A 19420-nucleotide genomic window follows, 5' to 3' on the forward strand; every position below is an offset into this window, starting at 1 on the left:
GTGAGTGCCGTGCACCGCGAGCCGCACGGCGAGGGCTGTAGCCGCCCCGAGGACGGCCAGGAACACGTGGCCCGACCAGTCACGCCACGAGCCGCCAGGCGAGCGCCTGTGCCCTCGGCGGCCCTCATCACTGCGCCTCGTGGCTCCGGGCGTGCTCCGCCCGCATCTCGATGTACCGCTCCCGCTCCACTTGAGCGCTGCGGCGCGTCCACAGGTCCGGGGCGGCAGCGAGCCGCTCCGTCGCCCGCTTGATGATCTCGTCCCACCATGGGCACGATTCGCAGTCTCCGCCGCTCATCGGCCCTCCCGGTTCAGCATGATCACCCGGGCGCGCAGCCGGTCCGTGCGGTCGGCCGGGCGGTACTCAGCGGTCTCCCACTGGTCCGCACCGCCGCACAGCGGGCGCAGTGTCACCGTGGCGCCGTCCGCCGAGACGACCGTCCCGAGGCGATCCGTGGCCGTGTCCAGCACCAGATCCCCCGGGAGGGGCGTGCAGACGATGCCGCCGGACCCGTTGACGGCAAAGTGCCGACGTTCACCCACGGTGCACCTCCGCGTGCTTCCAGGCGGCCGTGCGCAGCACCCGCACGCGCTTCCAGTCCCCGACCCGCTCAGCGGCGTACCGGGCGTTCCTGAGCCAGTCGCAGTCTTCGCATCGGTCGTTCGGATTGGGCACCGGGACGGCTCCGGAGGACATGTGCATCACGCGGCACCCCTTCGGGTGATCTTGCAGTAGCCCGTGGCGGCAAAGCGGTTGCTTTGCCCGGTGCCCGTTCCGGGGGGTTCCTGCCTAAGCTCTGTCATGGCTGCCTGCCCCTTTCAGGTGGTCCACGCCCCGGACGTTCGTCGCGTCGCGGGGTACTTGCGTCCACCCACGGAACCGCGCGAACCGGCTCGGCACCACAGCGGAAAGGCCGCAGTCGCGCCGCAAGTTGGCCGCACTGGCTACGCTGACCAGGGCAGACACCCGGACGGAGAGGACGGGCCAGGATGACCGGCAAGCGGCGTCGGCTGGCGGAGCGCCGGAAAGCGTGCGGATTCAACCAAGAGGACTTCGCGGAAGCGGTCGGTGTGGATCGCTCTACCGTTCAGCGTTGGGAAAACGGCAAGACTGATCCTCAACCTTGGCATAGGCCAAAGATCGCCAAGATTCTGGAAATCACTGCCAGTGCACTCGACACGCTGCTGATCCCGGACGCCTACGCGCCGACTCAGCCTCCCAGTACTTGGCTTACTGCCGTTCCTCCGGCCAGTGACGATGAATTCGACGCCTACGAACTGGCGCGGCGAGTAGGGGCAAGCGACGTAGGAAAAGAGACCTTGGGGCGGCTCGAAAGCGCCTTTGACGAGCTAGCCATGAAGTACCCGGTTTCCCCGCCACAGGAATTGCTGGATCGTGTGAGAAAGCATTCCGTGTACGTCGCCCATCTCATGGACGCGCGCATGACCCTCGCCGAGCAGCGGCGCCTGCATATCGTCGGAGGTTGGTTTCAGCTGCTAGGGGCCACGCTCCATATCGACTTGAAGCAACATCATGCGGCCACGGCGCGACTACGAACAGCGGCCACGCTTGCCCGCCATGCCGAATTCCAAGAGATTGAGGCGTGGTGTTACGAAACGGACGCGTGGAGAGTGCTCACGGATGGTGATTACAGCCGTGCGCTCGAACTTTCCCAGACCGCCCAACAGCTTGCCCCGGCAGGGACTTCGGTTGCCATTCAGGCAACTGCCCAAGAGGGGAGGGCGCGAGCGCGTCTGGGCGAGCGGGCGCAAACCTACGCCGCCATACAGCGGGTGCAGCAAATATCAGAAACACTGGTTCCACGAAAGGGGACAGAACACCACTACCAGTACGACCCCGGAAAGTCGTTGGCGTACACCGCCACCACGCTCGCATGGATCGGAGATCCGGCAGCCGAGACCTACGCGCGGGAAGTGATCGCCAGACTTGCCCCCGCCGATGACATCCACAAATGGCCGCGTCGCGTCGCTTCCGCGAATATCGACCTGGCCTTGGCCTTGCTGGGCGGCAACCGGCTGGACGAAGCGTGTGATGCTGCCCAACGCGCTATTCTTTCCGGCCGCATCGTGCCTTCCAACCATTGGCGTGCGCTGGAAGTCGTCAAGGCTGTGGAAATGAGACGGCTTCCGGAAGCCTCAGACCTCCGTGAGGCATACCAGGGGCTAAAGGCTCTGGAGAACTAAGGGCAGACAAAATCCCCCTGCAATCACTCTTCGACTCGGGAGCGGCCAGGGCACTTCGGCGGCTCTGAAACGCCCAGGGCGCCCCGGAGCGGGCCAAAGAGGAGTTCCAGTTGGGTACCGTCCGCTTGGAGCGTGGACGACAGTGACATGAGCTCAGCGGCGCTGCGGGCAACGTCACACCGTCGGCACCAGCACCGCCCACCGCTCCAGCATCGCCCGATCACCCGTCACGGATACCAGCCGCCCGTCAGCGGAGATCCGGCCCCAAAGAAAGAGGGTCAGATCCGAAGCAGCGCCGGCGAGTTCGACGTCGCAGGGCCCGCTCCCCTCCGCACACCGCACAGCGTCGCCGTCGAAGCGAACAACCCACCGCCCCTCACCATCCGTACGCCGGAACCCGAACCGCTCCCCACTCCCCGCCGGCGCCCGCCCCCGAGCCCGCCAGGCCGGGACGACCGTCCCGAGGAACCGCCCGACGCCATCGGCCGCGAGCGAGGCATCGAACGGCGCGGGCGCGCCCAGAGCGTTCTCCGCGTCCCACCGGTGCACAGCCGCCTCGAACGTCTGCACCCACAGCCAGAACCCCACCGTACGGTCCGCCGTCCAGCTCCACACCGCCTCTCCGGGGTCCCGCCCGGCGAAGAGCGCGGCCAGCGCACCGGCCCCGTCCGCGAACCAGTCGACGAGGGAAGCCGGCACCGGCCCGTGCGTCGGCGGCCGTTCGGGATCGGGCCAGCCGCCGCGGTCGGCGGGCAGACCGAGGAAGGCCGCGTCGGCGGGGTCGGGCGCCTCCTGGAGCCGGTCGCGGACGATGTGGGCCACGAACCGCTGCACCCAGCCGAGGTGCCCGGTGAGGTCGGCGACCGTCCAGCCGGGGCAGGAAGGGACCGGCGGCGCGTCCCCGCCCCGGGCCGCGCGCCGGACCGCGTCCTCGAACGCCCGCGTCTCGCGGCGGAAATGGGCTACGAGATCCATGCGCCGACCCTACCGCCGCCGTCCCGGTGACCCCGCCCGAGCGCCGGTCGTTCCTCCGGGTGTGCGGTGGCGATGGACGACGACGTGGGCGGTGTGCGCGGCGGCCGCCTGCGGCCTGGTGACGGAGTGGGTGCTGCGCGGGCCGGAGCGGGCGTCGGACACGGCGTCGGTGCTCGGCGGCGTGGTGGGCCTGTTCGGGGTGCTGGCGGCCTGGATGTGGCGGGCCGGGGCGCGCCGGCGGCGGCCGAGCGGGGCGCAGCTGGCCGAGGCCGGGGAGGCGCTGGCCCGCGCGGTGCGCCGGCAGTGGGAGGAGGAGGCGGTCCTGCGGCAGTTGTACGACCCGGCGCCGCTGCCGGTCGTATGGGCGGACAGTCAGCTGCCGGACGTCGGCGACCACCGCGCGCTGACCGGCGGTCCGGCGGTCTGCCGGGCGGACGACCCCGACGGCCTGGCCGCGGCCTTCGGCGGGCTGGCCCGCCGCCGGCTGGTGGTGCTGGGACCGGCCGGGGCGGGGAAGACGACGTTCGCGGTGCTGCTGGTCCTCGCCCTGCTGCGGACCCGGTCGCCCGGGGATCCGGTGCCGGTGCTGTGTTCCCTCGCGTCGTTCGACCCCGGGCGGGAGGGCGCGCCGGAGTGGCTGTGCCGGCGGATCGCGGCCGACCACCCGGCGCTCGCGGACGCCGACGCCTACGGCACCGGGGCGGTCGCCGAACTCCTCGCCGAGGGGCGGCTGATCCCCGTCCTCGACGGCCTGGACGAGCTGCCGGGACCCGGCCGGGCCGCCGTCCTGGCGGCGCTCAACGCCACGCTGCCGGCCGCCGCGCCCCTCGTGCTGACCTGCCGGACGGCCGACTACCGGAGGGCGGTGGCGGAGGGCGGGGTACTGACCGGTGCCGCCGTGGTGGAGCCAGCGCCGGTCCGGGCCGGCGACGCGCTCGCCCTGCTGCGGCTGGCCACCCGGCCGGCGTCCCGGCAGCGCCGCTGGGACGCGCTCGACGCGCACCTCGCGGAGTACCCCGGGAGCCCGGTGGCGGAGGCGCTGGCGAGTCCGCTGATGGTGGCGCTGGCCCGGGCGGTGTACGCCGACGGGGACGCGGATCCGGGCGAACTCGCCGACGCTCGGCGCTTTCCGACGGCCGAGACCGTCGAACACCATCTGCTGGACGCCCTCGTCCCCGCCCTCTACGAGCGCGCCCGGCGACAGGACCCCGCCCGCCACCGGGATCCGGTGCGGGCCGCGCACCACCTCGGCCGGATCGCGTCGGGCCTGCGGGAGCGGGACACCCGGGACTTCGCCTGGTGGCAGCTGTACCGGTGGCTCCCGTGGCTGGCCGGGCCCTGGCGGCGGGCGGTGGTCTGGTGGCCGGCCGCCTGTGCCGTCGTGGTGCCGGCGGCGGCCGTACCGCCGCTCGTGTGGGACGGGTTGCCCTGGTGGTACGTGCCGCTCGCGGCCCTGAAGGCGCTCGTCGTCGTGCCGATGGTCGCGCTGGGCCCGCGGGTGGCGGCGAGCGGGTGGGCCGGACGTCGTCCGGCCACCGCGGCCGCGGTGGTCGCGCTCGCGGGCGGGGTGGGCGTGGTGCCCGCGGTTTGCCTGGTCTACTACGACGGGCTGCCCACGCTCGGGCAGGTCGCGGCGGGTGCCGGGTTCTACTGGTTCAGTCTGTGGCTGGTGCTGCTGGGCACGGGCCTGCCGGTGCCGCCGCGGCTGCCGGGCCGCGGCCGGCCGTCCCTGCGGCCCTGGCGCCGGCGGCTGCCCCGCGCGGTCGCCGTCGTGGCGGGGGTGACCGCCGTCCACGTCGTCGTCTTCGCCGGCTTCGTCACACACGAAAGGCCGCCCTCCTGGGCCGAACTGCTGCTCCCGGGCCTCCTGTTGGGCTCCATCCTCGGTACCGCCCTCGCCGCGCTGGGCTGGGTGCGGCACCCTGCGGCCGCGGACGCCCCGGACTCGGTCGCCGCCTCCGTACGGGCGGACCGCGCACTCTCTCTCGTCACCGGGGCGGCCTGCGCGGTGGTCTTCCTCCTGCCGGACGCGGGCGTCCGGGCGTGGATCTGGTTCTCGGGCACGTGGGCCGACGTCCTGGCACTGACGGCCGTCGGCCTGCTGGACGGCGGGCTCGTCGGCCTCGTCCTCTCGCTCGCCGCGCACGCGTGGCCGCACTACACCCTGGCCCGGCTCGTCCTCGCGGCGCGCGGCGAACTGCCGTGGCGGCTGCAGGCGTTCCTCGCCGACGCGCACCGGCTGGGGGTGCTGCGCCAGGTGGGCGCGGTGTACCAGTTCCGGCACGCCCGGCTCCAGGACCGGCTGGCGGACGCCGCCCGAGTCCCCCGCCCGCGGCCCCCGGCCCCGACCCCGACCCGGCCGGACTCCCGGACCGTCGGCTAGGACGGCGCGGCGGATCCGCGCAGCCGGAAATGTGGCAACCAGCCGATCCGGCTTACCCGTTCGCCGCCGCGCGGCCGGCGGCTCCCGGGCGAATCCCGTGCGCGGGAACACGCCCCTCGGCCCATTCGACTCCGGCGCCCATCAGCGCCTCGCCCGACGGCCGACGCCCGGACGCAGCCGGGAATCGCCCGGCCGGCTCTGCTCCGCCGCTTCTCCGCCCTCCGGCTCGCCGTCCCTGAGACGGCCCTCCGTCTCCGCCGGGGCCCGACGGTCCACGGCGCCGAGGAGCTGCCGGTCGCCTGGTGAGCCATCGCCCGGTGATCCGCCCCCGGGCACCGGCCGCCCGGAGGTGCGACAGGGGACGGCCGGGGCTTCGTCTCGCCGCCAGTGGCGCACGCGCCGGCGCCCGCGGCGCACTCCGGCGCTCCGGCTCAGTCGGCCGGGTCGGCGGCCAGTACCCACAGGTCGCCGGTGCCGCAGGCGATCCGGCGGCCGGTGCCCGAGGGAGGCCGTTCCAGCGTCGTGCGGCGCAGGCGCCACCGCGCTCCGTCGATCAGCGCGATCGGCCCCTCGCACCGGGGGTGGTGGCCCGCGATGTTCCACGCGCGCACCTGGGTGTGGATGTGGGTGGCCGGAGCGGACCAGTCCACGGTGGCGTAGTCCTCGCCGAAGAAGCCGGCCCAGCCGCCCGTGTGCCGCGGCTGCGGCTCGCCGGCTTCGCCGCGTACCAGCCTCCCGAGGACCTGCGGCAGCATCGCCGAAGCGGCGTCGAGCACACGGGAGTTGACGCCGGTGAAGGACCACGCCGAGCCGTCCAACGGGATGCGGGTACGGGCGAGTACGGCCCCGGTGTCGAGTTCGGTGTCCATCCGGTGCCAGGTCACGCCGATCTCGCGCTCTCCGTTGCGCACCGCCCAGCCGACCGGGTTCGGCCCCCGGTAGGCGGGCAGGTCGGAGGGGTGGCAGTTGACCGTGCCCAGCAGGGGGGCGGTCACCGCGTCGAGGGGCAGCCTCTTCGGGTAGCCGTAGCTCACCGCGGCGTCCGGACCGTAGGCGCGCAGCAGTCCGCCGATCCGTTCCGGCGTGGCGGGGACCGCCAGGTCGACGCCGGGCGGGAGGTCACGTTCGCCGAGCAGGTGCCCGGGCCAGTCGGCCGGACGCCGGAAGCCGATCACCACCGGCACCTCGTGCCCGAGCGCCCGGAGTGCCTCGACGAGCGGGGGAGCCGTCTGCGGCAGTGCGGCCACCACGGCGACCCGCAGCGGCGCGCCCGGCGCGGTTCCGGCGGCTGCCGCGGCCGGGGCGGTCACCGGTTGGCCTCGGCGGCCCGCAGCGAGCGCGGCCGCAGGTCGGTCCAGGTGGCCTCGATCCAGGCCAGGCAGGTGGCGCGGTCGGCACGGGGGTGCGCTTCGCGCCAGCCCTCGGGGACGGTGATGTGGGCGGGCCAGAGACTGTGCTGCTCCTCGTCGTTGGCCAGCACGATGAAGACGCCGTCAGGATCGTCGAAGGGGTTCATGGGGTTTCCTCGGAAGGTCGGAGGCACGTCGGAACGGAGGGCGCGCCGGCGGCGGCACGGTAGGCAGGCAGTGGGGCGGGGCGGGTCCCGGCGCCGTCGGCGGCCGGGGCCCGCGCTCAGACCGTGGGGGTCGCCGGTGCGGCGCCGGCGTCGTCCGGTGCCGCTTCGGGCTCCGGACCGAGGGCGGCGGCCAGGGCCATGGGAGTCGCGCGTTCCATCACCCGGGCGAGGGTGGCCGCCGGGTTCAGCCGTTCGCGCAGCCGCTGGAGCAGCCGGGCGGCGAGCAGCGAGTGCCCGCCCAGGGCGAAGAAGTCGTCGTCCACGCTCACCCGGTCCAGGCCCAGCACCTCTGCGAACGCGTCGGCCACCACGCGCTCGGCGGGCGTGCGCGGCTCCCGTACCCCGGCCGGCCGGTGCGCCGGCTCGGGCAGGGCCCGGCGATCGACCTTGCCGTTGACGGTCAGCGGCATGGCGTCGAGCACCAGGATCCGGGCGGGCAGCATGAAGTCCGGCAGGACGCGCGCGAGTTCCTCGCGCAGCGCGGGGCCGTCCAGCGGTGTTCCGGTCGCGGCGGACCCGGCCGCGTAGCCGGTCAGCTCCTTGCCGCCGCGTCCGTCCGGACGGGCCACCACGGCGGCCTGGACCACCCCGGGCAGGGCGGCGAGGGCGGCCCGTACCTCGTCCGGCTCGATCCGGTGACCGCGGATCTTCACTTGGTCGTCGTTGCGGCCGGTGAACTCGAAGGTGCCGTCCGGGAGTCGGCGGGCCAGGTCGCCGGTGCGGTACATCCGTGAGCCGGGCGGCCCGTACGGGTCGGCGACGAACCGTACGGAGGTGAGCCCGGGGCGGCCCAGGTAGCCGCGGGCGAGCTGGTCCCCCGCCAGGTAGAGCTCCCCGGTCAGCCCGTCGGGGACCGGGCACAGCCCCACGTCGAGCAGCATCACCCGGGTGCCGGGCACCGGCCGGCCGATGCCGGGCCGGGCCGGCCAGTCGGCGGGCTCGCCGGGGACCTCGCCCGCGGTCGCCACGTGGGTCTCGGCCGGGCCGTAGTGGTTGTGCAGCCGCTTGCCGTCCCGCGCGCACAGGGCGCGCAGCCGCGGGCCGACCACGAGGGCCTCGCCCGCCTGCACCAGGTGCCGCAGGTCGGGCAGCGACTCGCGCTCGCCGTCGGCGAACTCGCAGAGCGCGGCGAGCACAGGCGTGGGGGCGAACAGCTCGGTCACCCGGTGAGCGCGCAGCCACGCGGTCCACGCGGCGGCGTCGGCACGGGTGTCCGCGTCCGGCACCGCGAGGGTCCGCCCGGTGCACAGCGCGGTCAGCACCTCCTGGGTGGCGACGTCGAACGCCATGGAGGTGAACTGCGCGGTCACCGCGCCCGGTCCGGCGGGCAGGCGCCGCTCGTGCCAGTCCACCAGCCGGTCCAGGGCGGCGCCGGGCATGACCACGGCCTTCGGCACGCCCTGCGTTCCTGAGGTGTGCACCACGTAGGCGGGGTGGCCGGGAAGGCGCGGCGGCCGGGGCCGTCGGCGGGGGCCGGGCAGCGGCTCGGGAAAGACGTGCCGCGGCTCCAGCGCCATCCGGGCCGTCCCGGCCGGGACCAGTGCCAGGGCGTCGGCGAACTCGGTCTGCCACAGCAGCAGCTTCGGACGGCCCTCGGCGGCCAGCGCCGCGACCCGCCGGGCGGGGTGACGGGGGTCGAGCCACAGGTAGGCGGCTCCGGCCTTCAGGACCGCCAGCATCGCCGCGACGGCGTCCCGCCCGCGGCGCAGGCACAGGGCCACCACGTCCTCGGGTCCCACGCCCCGGTCGGCCAGCTCCCCGGCCAGCCTTTCGGAGGCCAGGTCGAGGCTCTGGTAGTCCAGCGTGCCGGCGGTGTCCACCACGGCCGCCCGTCCGGGTGCCGCCCGCACCCGCGCCGCGAACCGCTCCAACACGGGAACGGCCGCCGGGTGCCGCCCGTGCTCCGCGGCCGGGGGCCGGGTCGCCGTCGGCACCGTGCCGATCGGCCGCGCCGAGGGCAGGGACAGGTCGGCCGCCAGGGCGTCCAGTGCCTCCAGCAGCCGGGTGCCGACGTCCCGCGCGCCGTCCTCCGTCAGCCGTCCCGGCCGGTACTGGACCCGGACGGTGATGCGCTCGCCGGGCGAGACCAGCAGGCACAGCGGGTAGTGGGTGCCGTTCTCCACCCGGCTGGAGGCGACCCTCAGGTCCGGGCCCCACCGGGTGGCGAAGGCGTCGGTGTACGTCTCCAATACGGCGACGGTGTCGAACAGTTCGCGCAGTCCCGTGGCCTGGGTGATCCGCGCCAGCCCGAGGTGCTGGTGCGGCATCATCGCGGTCCGCTGCTCTTGGAGGGCCGCCAGCAGACCACCCAGGTCACCGGTGGGGGCGGTGGCGGTGGTGTTCACCCGCACCGGCACCGCGTTGTTCATCAGGCCGACCATGGACTCCACGTCGGGCAGGTGCGGCGGACGGTCGGCCACGACCGTGCCGAAGACCACGTCGGCACGGCCGGTCAGCTGGGCCAGCACGAGCCCCCAGGCACCCAGGATCACGGTGTTGAGCGACAGCCCCCGCTCGCGGGCCCGGGCCCGCAGGGCGGCCGTGCGGCGCGGCGGCAGCTCCAGCGTCACCGTGCGCGGACGGCCGCCTTCCCCGGGGACCGGGGACGTCAGCAGCGTCGGCTCGGTCACGCCGTCCAGCAGTTCCTGCCATGTCTTGCCGGCCGACTCGGCGTCCTGCTCGGCGACGTGCCGCAGGTAGGCGAGCGCCGAGGGCCGCCGGGCGGGGACCGGCGCGGCGCCGGACGCGGCCGCGCCGTACAGCTCGGCCAGATCGGCCAGGGCGACCTGCATCGACCAGCCGTCCATGAGGATGTGGTGGTAGCTCAGCAGCAGCCGGGAGCGCGCCGCTTCCAGACGCAGCAGCACCGCCCGCAGGAGCGGGGGCGAGGCCGGGTCGAACGGCTCGTCCCGGTCCCGGCGGGCCTCCTCGTCGGCGGCCCGCTCGCGTTCGTCCCGCGGGAGTCGGGACAGGTCGGCCTCCCGCAGCGGGACCTCGACCACCGCGGGCACGTTCTGCACCGCCTGCCCCTGGCCGTTCCACCGGAATCCGGCCCGCAGCGCCGGGTGCTGCGCGGTGAGCGTGGCCAGCGCGGCGCGCAGCGCCCCGGTGTCCACGGGGCCGTCCAGGTCCAGGACCGTCTGGACGTGGTAGGGGTCGCTCGTGCCGTCCGCCCGGTGGGCGTGGTAGAGCAGCCCCTCCTGGAGCGGTGAGCACGGCCAGCACTCGGCCGCACGGGGTGCCGGGAGGGCCGCTCTCCCGGTCTTCTTCCGGGGGGTGGCGGACGCTGCCCGGGCGAACTCGGCCAGGACACCGGCCCACTCCCGCGCCAGGCCCGCCACGTCCCGGCCGTCGACCAGCCGCGCCGACCAGCGCCAGACGGCCGTGAGCAGAGGTTCGCCGGAGCGTTCGTCGACGACCGCGTTGATCTCCAGCGGGTGCGACAGCGGTTGCCGCGCGGCCCGGTGGATGCCGAGGACGGGCGCCTCGGCGGCGTACGGCCACGGGTCGCGGCCCGGCGCACCGTACCGGCCGAGGTAGTTGAAGAGCAGCGGCCGGGCCGGGGCCGCGGCCAGCAGCCCCGCCGCCTGCGGGTGCAGGTGGCGCAGCAGGCCGTAGGACGAGCGGTCCTCCGGGAGTCGCCGCCACTGCCGGCGGATCTCGCGCACGGCGTCGGTCAGCGCCGCTTCCTCCGCGGCGGGGTCGGCCGCGGGGCGGGCCGCGCTTTCGGGGCACTCCAGCCGGACCGGGAACATGCAGGTGAACCAGCCGACCGTGGCGGAGGCGTCGGCGGAGGCGTCGGCGGCAGGACCGGCCGCGTCCCGGCCGTGTCCCTCGGTGTCCAGTACGAGGACGCGTGTGCCACCGCGCCGGGCGGAGGCGACGGCCAGCGCGGTCAGCAGCAGTTCCTGCGGGGTGGCGCCGAAGTGCGCCGGGGCGCTGGTCAGCAGCGCCCGGCCGACCTCGGGCGGCAGCACGGACTCCATGGTCCGCGAGGTGGCGATGGTGTCCGACGCGGCGTCCGACGGTCCGCCGGCAGGCCAGGGTGTGGGCGCCGGACGGCTCGCGGCCCGCCAGTGCGGCAGCGTCGCCAGCACGTCCGGGTGGGTGGCCCGGGCGTTGTGCTGCCGCACCCACTGCCGGTAGGGGGTGCTCGATCCCCAGGCGCCGAGCGCCCGCGGGTCCTCGGCGGCCCTGGCCAGGTCGGGCAGGAGTACCTGCCACGAGACACCGTCGATCACGAGGTGGTGGACGGCCAGCAGCAGCCGGCCGGGCCGTTCGGGGCCCCGGTCCCACCAGACGGCGCGCATCAGCTCCCCGGCGGCCGGGTCCAACGCGCGCATGGCGCGCCCGACTTCCGCCCGGACGTCCGCCGCCGAGGGTCCGTCGGGTGCGGTCCGCAGGTCCACCGTGGTGAGCAGCCGTGCCGCGTCCACCTCACCGGGTGGCAGTACTTCGGGCCGCCACACCGCCTTGGGGGACGGGTCGGGCAGCCGGGTGCGCAGGGCGTCGTGCCGGTCGAGCACCGTCCGCAGCGCCGTGACGAGCGCCCGGCCCTCCAGGCCCGGGGGTGTCTCGACGAGCATCGACTGGACGAACTCGGCCGTCCCCTCGCCCTGTTCGCGCAGCCACAGGGCGATCGGCGGCAGGTCCAGGGGCCCGGTGGCCGACCGGTGCAGCAGGTCCGCGGCCGGGGCCGCCGCCCGCGCGGCGGCGGCCAGGGCACCGGGGGTGCGCAGCCGGAACACGTCCTGCGAGCTGATCGTCACGTTCTCCCGCCGCACCCGGCTGACCAGCCGCATCGCGACGATGCTGTCGCCTCCGAGGACGAAGAAGTCGTCCTCGGTGCCGACCGCGGGCAGGCCGAGCAGTTCGGCGAAGGCCGCGCACAGGGTCTTCTCGGCGGGGGTGACCGGCACGCCCGCACCGGCACGTGAGGCCGCGGGGGCGGGCAACGCCTCCCGGTCCACCTTGCCGTTGACCGTCAGCGGGAGGGCGTCGAGCAGCACCACCGCCGAGGGCACCAGGTAGTCGGGCAGCCGTCCGGCCAGCCGCGCGCGCAGTTCCTCCGCGTCGACGGCGTGGCCGTGCTCGGGGACCGCGTACCCGATCAGCCGCCCGTCCCGGACCACCACGGCGGCCCGGGCCACCCCGGGCAGCGCGGCCAGAGCGGCGCGCACCTCGCCCGGCTCGACCCGGTGGCCCCGGATCTTGACCTGGTCGTCGTCGCGCCGCAGGTACTCCAACGCCCCGTCCGGACGGCGCACGGCGAGGTCGCCGGTGCGGTACATGCGGGTACCGGGAGGGCCGTACGGGTCGGCGACGAAGCGTTCCGCGGTCGGCGCGGGCCGGTTCAGGTACCCGAGGGCGACCTGCTCGCCCGCGACGTACACCTCGCCGGGTTCGCCGGCGGGGACTTCGGCCAGGTCCGGGCCGAGCAACCGCACCGCGACCCCGGGCAGGGCGCCGCCGATCGGCACCCGGCCCGGCCCCACCGGCTCGCCGGGTGCCAGCAGGTACCGGGTGGTGAACGTGGTGCACTCGGTCGGTCCGTAGACGTGGCCGAGCTCCAACCGCGGGCAGGCGGCGCGGACTCGGGCGAACGCCCGCGGGTCGGCCGCCTCGCCGCCGGTGAGCACGGTGCGCAGCCCGCGCAGCGTGTCCGGGGCGTCGGCGGCGATCTGGCTGAACCAGGCGGCGGTCAGGAAGACGCCGGTGACGCCGTGGGCGGAGATGAGGACGGCCAGCCGGTGCGCGTCGATCCGGTCCTCGGCGGGGACGACCACGGTGCCGCCCCGGGTGAGCGGCGCCCACAGGTCGTAGCTGAGGGCGTCGAAACCCAGTGCCGAGACCAGCGCGGTGACGCGGTGGCCGGGCCCGTCCCAGTACGGGTCGGCGGCGAAGCGCCCGAGGTTGCGGTGGGTGACCTGGACGCCCTTCGGCCGCCCGGTCGAGCCCGAGGTGTAGAACACGCAGGCGATGCGGTCGCGTTCACCGTCCGGGCCGTCCGCGGAGAGCCGGGCGCGGGGGGTCTCGGGCTGGCCGGGTACCGGGAGGGACAGGGGGCCGGCGGGCGCCCCGGCCGGGACGAGGACGGCCGAGCAGCCGGCGTCCGTCTCGATGGCCGTGAGCCGTTCGGCGGGGGTGCGCGGGTCGAGGACCACGGCGGCGGCGCCGGTCTCGAAGACCGCCAGCAGCGAGGCGACCAGCCGCGCCGAGCGCGGCATCCGCAACGCGACCGTACGGCCCGGGCGCGCCCCGTTCTCGCGCAACCGGGCCGCCATCTCGGCCGCCCAGCCGGAGAGTTCGCCGTAGGACCAGCGCCGGCCGCCCTCCTCCACGAGGGCGGTGGCGTCCGGCCGGCGCTGCGCGAAGGCGGCGAAGGCCCGGTGCACCGGCAAGGGGAGGGCGTGCTCACAGGGCGGGCTCGGCCGCGGTTCCGTGGTCGTGGGGAAGATCACGGAGTCATCCAAACGCACCGTGCGACCGGCTCCGCGCAGAGCAATCCGAACGGTGTAATTCCGCCGCCCGATCGGGGGACCTGTCGTCTCGCGGGGCAACGGCTCCCGGTTCAGGCCCTCGCCTGCCGCGGCTCCTCGCCGTCGGCGCGGAGGCAGGCGATGCCGTAGTCGCCCGTCTCCTCGTCCACCGTGACGCCGTGCGTCTCGCTGCGGAAGCCGGGGAAGGCGCGGTCGAAGGACTCCAGGGCGCGCAGGTAGCGCAGCAGGGGACCGTCGGCGGCGCCGGCCGACTCGCCGGGCATCAGGACGGGGATGCCGGGCGGGGTGACGGTGACCATGGCGGCCGCGACGCGGCCGGCGGCGTCGGCCAGCCGCACCCGTTCCGTGCCGCCGCGGATCAGCCGCTGGTAGCACCACTGCGGGGGCGCGACGGGCTCGGGGAGTTCGCGGAAGGCCGTGTCCAGCAGGGTGACGAGGTCGGTGTCGCGCAGGTGCCGGTGCATGGACCGGCACAGCTCGGTCAGGGTGGTGCCGGCGTAGCGGCGCGGGTGGCGGTCTACGACGCCGGGGAGGACGCGGTCGAGGGGCGCGTCGGCGTCGTACAGCGCCTTGAAGTCCATCAGGGCGTCGAGGAGCGTGCCCCACTTGCCCTTGGTGATGCCCATGGAGAAGAGGACGAGGGTGGTGTAGCTGTCGGTCTTCTCGACGACGATGCCCCGGGTGGCGAGGTAGGCGGTGAGGACGCGGGCGGGGATGCCGGTGTCGGACCAGCGGCCGGCGGCGTCGACACCGGGGCAGGTCAGGGTCACCTTGACGGGGTCGAGGAGGCAGTGGCCCGCGGTGAGGCCGGGGAAGCCGTGCCAGTCGGCGTCGGGTTCCAGTTCCCAGCAGGCGGGTTCGGTGCGCAGCAGGTCGGGCGGGGCGTCGGCGAAGTCGTGGCGCGCGCCGGTACTCGGGTCGGTGACGGTGTCGGGCTGCCAGACGCCGAAGAACCAGTCGGGCCGGTCGCCGGCGGCCGTGATGCGGCGTCCGGTGCGGACGACGGCCTGCCGGAAGCGGACGGCCTCGGTGATGCCCTCGTCGAGCAGCCAGCGGCCCTGGGGGCCGTCCATCATCCCGGCGGCGACGTCGAGCGAGGCGAGGGCGGGGTAGAGCGGCGAGGTGGTGCCGTGCATCATGAACGCCTCGTTGAACAGCTCGTGGTCCACGGGGGCGCGGGGCGCGTCCCGGACGTGGACCATCGCGCTCTGTGAGAGTGCTGCCAGCAGTTTGTGCGTGGACTGGGTGGAGAAGACGGTGGGGCGGTCGGGGCCGGGGAAGGTGCCGGGGCCGACGGACATGCCGTAACGGCCGGCGTAGAGCGGGTGGAAGCGGGCGTAGGCGAACCAGGCCTCGTCGAAGTGGAGCCGCGGGGTGCTGGGCGCGAGCTGCCGGGCGACCCCGACGGCGTCGTAACACAGACCGTCGTACGTCGAGTTGGTGATGACGGCGTACTCGGGGCGGGAGCTCGTGGCACCGGCGGTCAGCGGGTTGCGGGCGACGCGCTCGGCCACGGCGTCGGCGGCGGTCTCGGCCGGGGGTACGGGCCCGGCGAGTCCGTAGCCGTTGCGGGTGGGGACGAGGTAGACGGGCCGGGCGCCGGAGAGGACGAGCCCGTGCAGGACGGACTTGTGGCAGTTGCGGTCGACGAGGGCGATCTCGTCGCGGGAGACGCAGAAGTGGCCGACCATGCGGTCGGCCGTGGAGTTGCCGTGGAGGACGAAGTAGGTGCGGTCCGCGCCGAAGATGCGGGCGGCGTTGCGCTCGGCGTCGCCGATGGGGCCCGTGTGCTCGTAGAGGGAGCCGAGTTCCTCGACGGAGAGGGAGAGGTCGCTGCGGAGCAGCCGTTCCCCGTAGTGGTCGAAGAAGGCGCGTCCGACCGGTGACTTGAGGAAGGCGACGCCACCGGCGTGCGCCGGGGTGTGCCAGGAGTACTCGTGCGCGTCGTCGAAGCGGCGCAGCGCCTTGAAGAAGGGCGGGAGGACCGCCTCCCGGTAGGCGCGGGCCGCGCCGGAGATCCGGCCGGCGATGAATCCGGGGGTGTCTTCCAACGGCCAGACGTAGCCGACGACGCTCTCGGCGACCCACAGCGGCAGCCGGTCGAGGTCCTCGTCGGCCTCGTCCGCCATGACGAGGAAGACGGGCAGGTCCTTGAAGCGCCGGGCGGCGCTGCGGAGGACCGCCGCGCCGCCCGGTTCGTCGCCGGCGCCCGTGCCGCCGGGCAGGTCCCAGGAGACGACGGCGGCGGTGAGGCCCGCCTCGGTGCGCAAGACGGCGCGGGCGTCGGCCTCGGCGCCGGCCCAGCGCACCTCCAGCCCCTCGGCTTCCAGGGCGGCGCGGATCCTGCGGAGCTGCTCGCCCTGCGCCCCCTGGCCCCGCGGGTCCTGGTCGAGCGCGAACAGCACGGTGCCGGCGGCCATCTCGTCCCCCTTGCGGCGCGGTCGCCCGGATCCCGATCGGATCATCGGGTCGCCCTCCGGCCAGTGTGGCGCGCGGGGCGGCGCGCGCACGGGCCCGGCGCGTTCAAACCACCCGTCGGTGGGGAGTGGTGGCGATCCCGGCCGCGCCGTGCGCACGGCCGGGCGCCGGGCGCGTCAGCGGGCGCGGGAGGCCGCGTCGAGGACGAGGCGGACGACGGCCTCGGGCTCGCGCAGGGTGGGCACGTGGTCGCTGCCGGGCAACCGGACGAGGCGGCAGCCGGGGATGCGCCGGGCCATCTCCTCGTTGCACCGGACGAGTTCGGGTACGTCCCGTTCGCCGAGGGCCAGGACGCAGGGCACGTCGAGCTCACCGAGCCGGTCGAACGCGGGGGCGTCCGGCACCTCGTGGCCGTCGGTGGTGAACCAGGCCGGGATCGCCGCCCGCAGTTGGGCGACGGCCTCGGCGTCGGGCACGATGACACGGCCGGGAGAGCACTGAGCCTGCGGATCCATGGAGCCGGCGGTCACCCGCCGTCGAACCTCCGGCCTCTGGTATGGACCTGAATCAAGCCGCACGTCTGCTTTTCAACCGGATGGGCCGCTTCTGGTGGTCTGACCAGGGCAGGCGGGCGTCCGGCGCCGCGTCCACTTTCGGGCCGGCCGGTCTCCACACAACTCCGCGGCGGGTCACGGGGATCGGCGGGCCGCGCCGCGACCAAGATCGTCAGCGCCTTTGCGTGGCGTTCCGCATACACGGAAAAGCGCTGACCATCGCGCGATATTCACTTTCTCATTTCTTCCGCCGACGGCCGCCCGACGGAAGGTCGCCGAGGAGATCCGGCCGAGGCCATATGGGTGGCGTAAGTGCTGGCCGATAAGGGGCGTTCATGTTTGCGCTCCTGCACCCCGGAGGCAATAGTCGTGCGAAAGGGACTGTGCCGACGGTGCTCTGGCAAAACGGACCACTGCGAAGCTGTTCTCGAACACGCCTCGGAGTCCGTGGCCAAGCGGGGGAAGGACGGAGCTCCCACCGGAATCGGCGGAAGTGAATTCTCCAGTTCCACATCCGGACATCACTCATACCGGGAGGCCGCACGCCTTCCCGGATTTTCAACGGGGGAAGGCCATGCGTCAATTCGACGTCACGCTCGACCATGCGTTAGACGACTCGCTCCTCACCGAAGTGGCCTACTGGATCAACTTCGCCAGCCAGCAGGTGGTGAAGTTCCACATCGATCCCATCGGGCGGGCGGCCATCCGCGTCTGGGCCACGGACGACGCCGACCCCGACGAGATCAGCCGCAAGATCCGCACGACCGTCGCCTGGTCCGTCGCCGAGCAGCAGGGCCACGACGGCGGGGACGACTCCCCCCGCTCGGTCCGCTTCGGCCCGTCCCGCGGACCCGCGGGGCTGACCCCGGACGACGCCGTCACGGCGGGCGCCCTCACCCCGCTCGGCATAGCGGACGTGGTCATCGGCGAACCGCTGGTGACGCTCATCCGCGGCCTCGACGAGACCTTCCGCGAGCTGGCCGCCGGATTCGGCGCGCGCGAGGCAGCGTACTCGACCCTGCTGCCCGCCCAGTACCTCGAACGCCTGCGGTACTTCGACGCGTTCCCGCAGAACGTCCTCTTCCCGGTGCACCTCGACACCGACATCGACACCGCGCAGCGGTACGTCAACCAGACCCTGGACAACCAGGGGCAGCCGCCCCGCGACGACTTCGACGGCTTCGCACCGCGCGACCAGGTGCTGGCGCCCGCGGCCTGCTTCCACGTGTACCAGGGGCTGGAAGGCCGGCACCTGACCGAGAACACCGCGATCACCACCCTCGGCAGGTGCTACCGGTACGAGAGCCGCAACGCGGTCCTGATCGAACGGCTCTGGGACTTCTCCATGCGGGAGGTCGTCTTCGTCGGCTCGCCGGACTACGTGCGGTCCTGCCGGGACGAGAGCCGGCGGCGCGTGCTGGAGCTGGTCGAGCGGTGGCAGCTGGGCGGGACCATCGTCCCGGGCCACGACCCCTTCTTCCTCCGCGGCGACCGGCCCGACGCGGTGGTCGACGCGCAGCCCAAGTTCGAGCTGCGGCTCGATCTCCCCTACAAGGACGGCGACTTCGCCTGCGCCTCCTTCAACGTCCACGGCACGTTCTTCGGCAGCGCGGGCGAGATCGTCGACTCCTCCGGCGAGATCGCGTGGACCGGCTGCACCGCCTTCGGGCTGGAGCGGTGGGCGTGGGCGATCCTCGCCCAGCACGGCCTGGACCCGGAGGGCTGGCCCGCGGACCTGCGCCGCCTGCACAAGCAGGCGGCGTGAGGTGACGGACATGACCACCGCACACCACGTCACGGCCGGCACGCGCCAGTCCGGTGACGTACTCGTGGCCCTGCGCGCGCACCCCCGCCTGGTGCTGCGGGTGCACAGCCCGGTCGCCGACCTCGTCGGAGACCGGCTGCGCACCCTCGGTCTTGAGGCGCTGGAGGCGGCCGGCATCGCCGCCGCCAGCGTCGAGATCCACGACAACGCCGCCTCCGAGTGGATCGTCCGCGCCCGGCTGCGCACGGCCGTCCGCCGCTGGCACGCGGCCACCGGTACGGCGGAGGCCGCCGTCCCCGCGAAGGAGGAGAAGCCGTGAGCGCCGTCTCCCTCTACGTCTCGGCCGGACGCCCCGGCTACGTCGAACACGCCCTGACCGTCACCGGAGTCGACGCCATCGTCCTCGACCTGGAGGACTCGGTGCAGGACGCCGACAAGGACGCCGCCCGCGACCTGGCGGCCGAGCTGCTGCGGTTCTACGACGGCCTGCCGCCCCGGCTCCTGGTGCGGGTCAACGCCCCCGGCGGCGAGCACCTCGACGCCGACCTCGAAGCGCTCGTCCCCCTGGGACTGAACAGGTTCCGGCTGCCCCAGGTCCGCACCCGCGAGGACCTGGACCGGGCACTCGCCCGGGTCGAAGCCCTCGCGGAGGGAACGGGCAACGCGCCGCCCCGGGTCGAGCTGATGATCGAGACGGTCGCCGCCCTGCACGGCCTGGAGGAGATCGTCGCGGACCGGCCCGAGATCACCGCGCTCACCTTCGGCGGCGAGGACTACCTCAGGGACAGCCGTGCCGCCGGCGCCTCGGACGACCTGTGGGAGGCGAAGCGCGCCCTCGTGGAGAAGGCGGCCGCGGTCGGCCTGCCCGCGTACGACACCGTCTACTCGAACCTGCACGACCGCGACGCGGTCTGGCAGGACGCCCACCGGGCCGCGCGCCTGGGCTTCGCCGGCAAGAGCATCATCCACCCCGCCCAGTCGCCGGTGACCCGCGATGCGTTCGCTGCCGCCCAAGGGTGAGTCATGGCCTGCCCCGGCAGCGGG

At 74.4% G+C, this 19420-nt stretch carries 13 protein-coding genes; 5 read left to right on the plus strand and 8 right to left on the minus strand.

The window, feature by feature from the left end; translation table 11 throughout:
• Positions 1–127: 127 nt before the first annotated feature.
• Both JNW98_RS20155 and JNW98_RS20160 read right to left on the minus strand, forming a co-directional pair.
• Complete coding sequence (locus JNW98_RS20155) at positions 128–298, minus strand: hypothetical protein (RefSeq protein ID WP_223769659.1); 171 nt, start codon at positions 296–298, stop codon at positions 128–130.
• Complete coding sequence (locus JNW98_RS20160) at positions 295–543, minus strand: hypothetical protein (RefSeq protein WP_223769660.1); 249 nt, start codon at positions 541–543, stop codon at positions 295–297. Before JNW98_RS20160 ends, JNW98_RS20155 begins: the two co-directional genes overlap by 4 nt.
• A 447-nt stretch (positions 544–990) precedes the next feature.
• Between JNW98_RS20160 and JNW98_RS20165 the strand changes: the two genes are divergently transcribed.
• Entirely contained in the window at positions 991–2205 is a 1215-nt protein-coding gene (locus JNW98_RS20165; RefSeq protein ID WP_223769661.1) for a helix-turn-helix transcriptional regulator, read from the plus strand.
• Between the two features lie 174 nt (positions 2206–2379).
• On the opposite strand, the gene JNW98_RS20170 is transcribed toward JNW98_RS20165, so the two are convergent.
• A complete protein-coding gene (locus tag JNW98_RS20170) occupies positions 2380–3180 on the minus strand; it encodes a maleylpyruvate isomerase family mycothiol-dependent enzyme (protein WP_223769662.1) in 801 nt (266 codons plus the stop codon).
• Positions 3181–3241: 61 nt separating this feature from the next.
• On the opposite strand from JNW98_RS20170, the gene JNW98_RS20175 reads away from it, so the two are divergent.
• A complete protein-coding gene (locus tag JNW98_RS20175) occupies positions 3242–5563 on the plus strand; it encodes an NACHT domain-containing protein (protein WP_223769663.1) in 2322 nt (773 codons plus the stop codon).
• A gap of 431 nt (positions 5564–5994) precedes the next feature.
• Here JNW98_RS20175 and JNW98_RS20180 read toward each other — a convergent pair whose 3' ends face one another.
• From JNW98_RS20180 to JNW98_RS20200, 5 genes are all read right to left on the minus strand, one after another.
• Complete coding sequence (locus JNW98_RS20180) at positions 5995–6873, minus strand: methionyl-tRNA formyltransferase (RefSeq protein ID WP_223769664.1); 879 nt, start codon at positions 6871–6873, stop codon at positions 5995–5997.
• Positions 6870–7079, minus strand: a complete 210-nt coding sequence (locus tag JNW98_RS20185) for an MbtH family protein (protein ID WP_223769665.1) — start codon at positions 7077–7079, stop codon at positions 6870–6872. The genes JNW98_RS20180 and JNW98_RS20185 overlap by 4 nt, the downstream gene beginning before the upstream one ends.
• 116 nt (positions 7080–7195) lie before the next feature.
• Positions 7196–13600 carry a non-ribosomal peptide synthetase gene (locus JNW98_RS20190; RefSeq protein WP_223769666.1) on the minus strand — a complete coding sequence of 2135 codons (6405 nt, stop codon included), beginning with the start codon at positions 13598–13600 and terminating at the stop codon, positions 7196–7198.
• 110 nt (positions 13601–13710) lie between these two features.
• Positions 13711–16059, minus strand: a complete 2349-nt coding sequence (locus JNW98_RS20195; RefSeq protein WP_223769667.1) for an Orn/Lys/Arg family decarboxylase — start codon at positions 16057–16059, stop codon at positions 13711–13713.
• Between the two features lie 174 nt (positions 16060–16233).
• Entirely contained in the window at positions 16234–16572 is a 339-nt protein-coding gene (locus JNW98_RS20200; protein WP_223769668.1) for an alpha/beta fold hydrolase, read from the minus strand.
• 613 nt (positions 16573–17185) lie between these two features.
• On the opposite strand from JNW98_RS20200, the gene JNW98_RS20205 reads away from it, so the two are divergent.
• From JNW98_RS20205 to JNW98_RS20215, 3 genes are read left to right on the plus strand one after another with little or no spacing between them, the layout of a single operon-like run.
• Positions 17186–18376 carry a class-II aminoacyl-tRNA synthetase family protein gene (locus JNW98_RS20205; protein WP_223769669.1) on the plus strand — a complete coding sequence of 397 codons (1191 nt, stop codon included), beginning with the start codon at positions 17186–17188 and terminating at the stop codon, positions 18374–18376.
• A 10-nt stretch (positions 18377–18386) separates the two neighbouring features.
• Entirely contained in the window at positions 18387–18695 is a 309-nt protein-coding gene (locus JNW98_RS20210) for a citrate lyase acyl carrier protein (protein ID WP_223769670.1), read from the plus strand.
• Positions 18692–19396, plus strand: a complete 705-nt coding sequence (locus JNW98_RS20215) for an HpcH/HpaI aldolase/citrate lyase family protein (RefSeq protein WP_223769671.1) — start codon at positions 18692–18694, stop codon at positions 19394–19396. The genes JNW98_RS20210 and JNW98_RS20215 overlap by 4 nt, the downstream gene beginning before the upstream one ends.
• Positions 19397–19420: the final 24 nt, after the last annotated feature.

The organism is Streptomyces huiliensis (assembly GCF_020037025.1).
Lineage (GTDB): Bacteria > Actinomycetota > Actinomycetes > Streptomycetales > Streptomycetaceae > Streptomyces > Streptomyces huiliensis.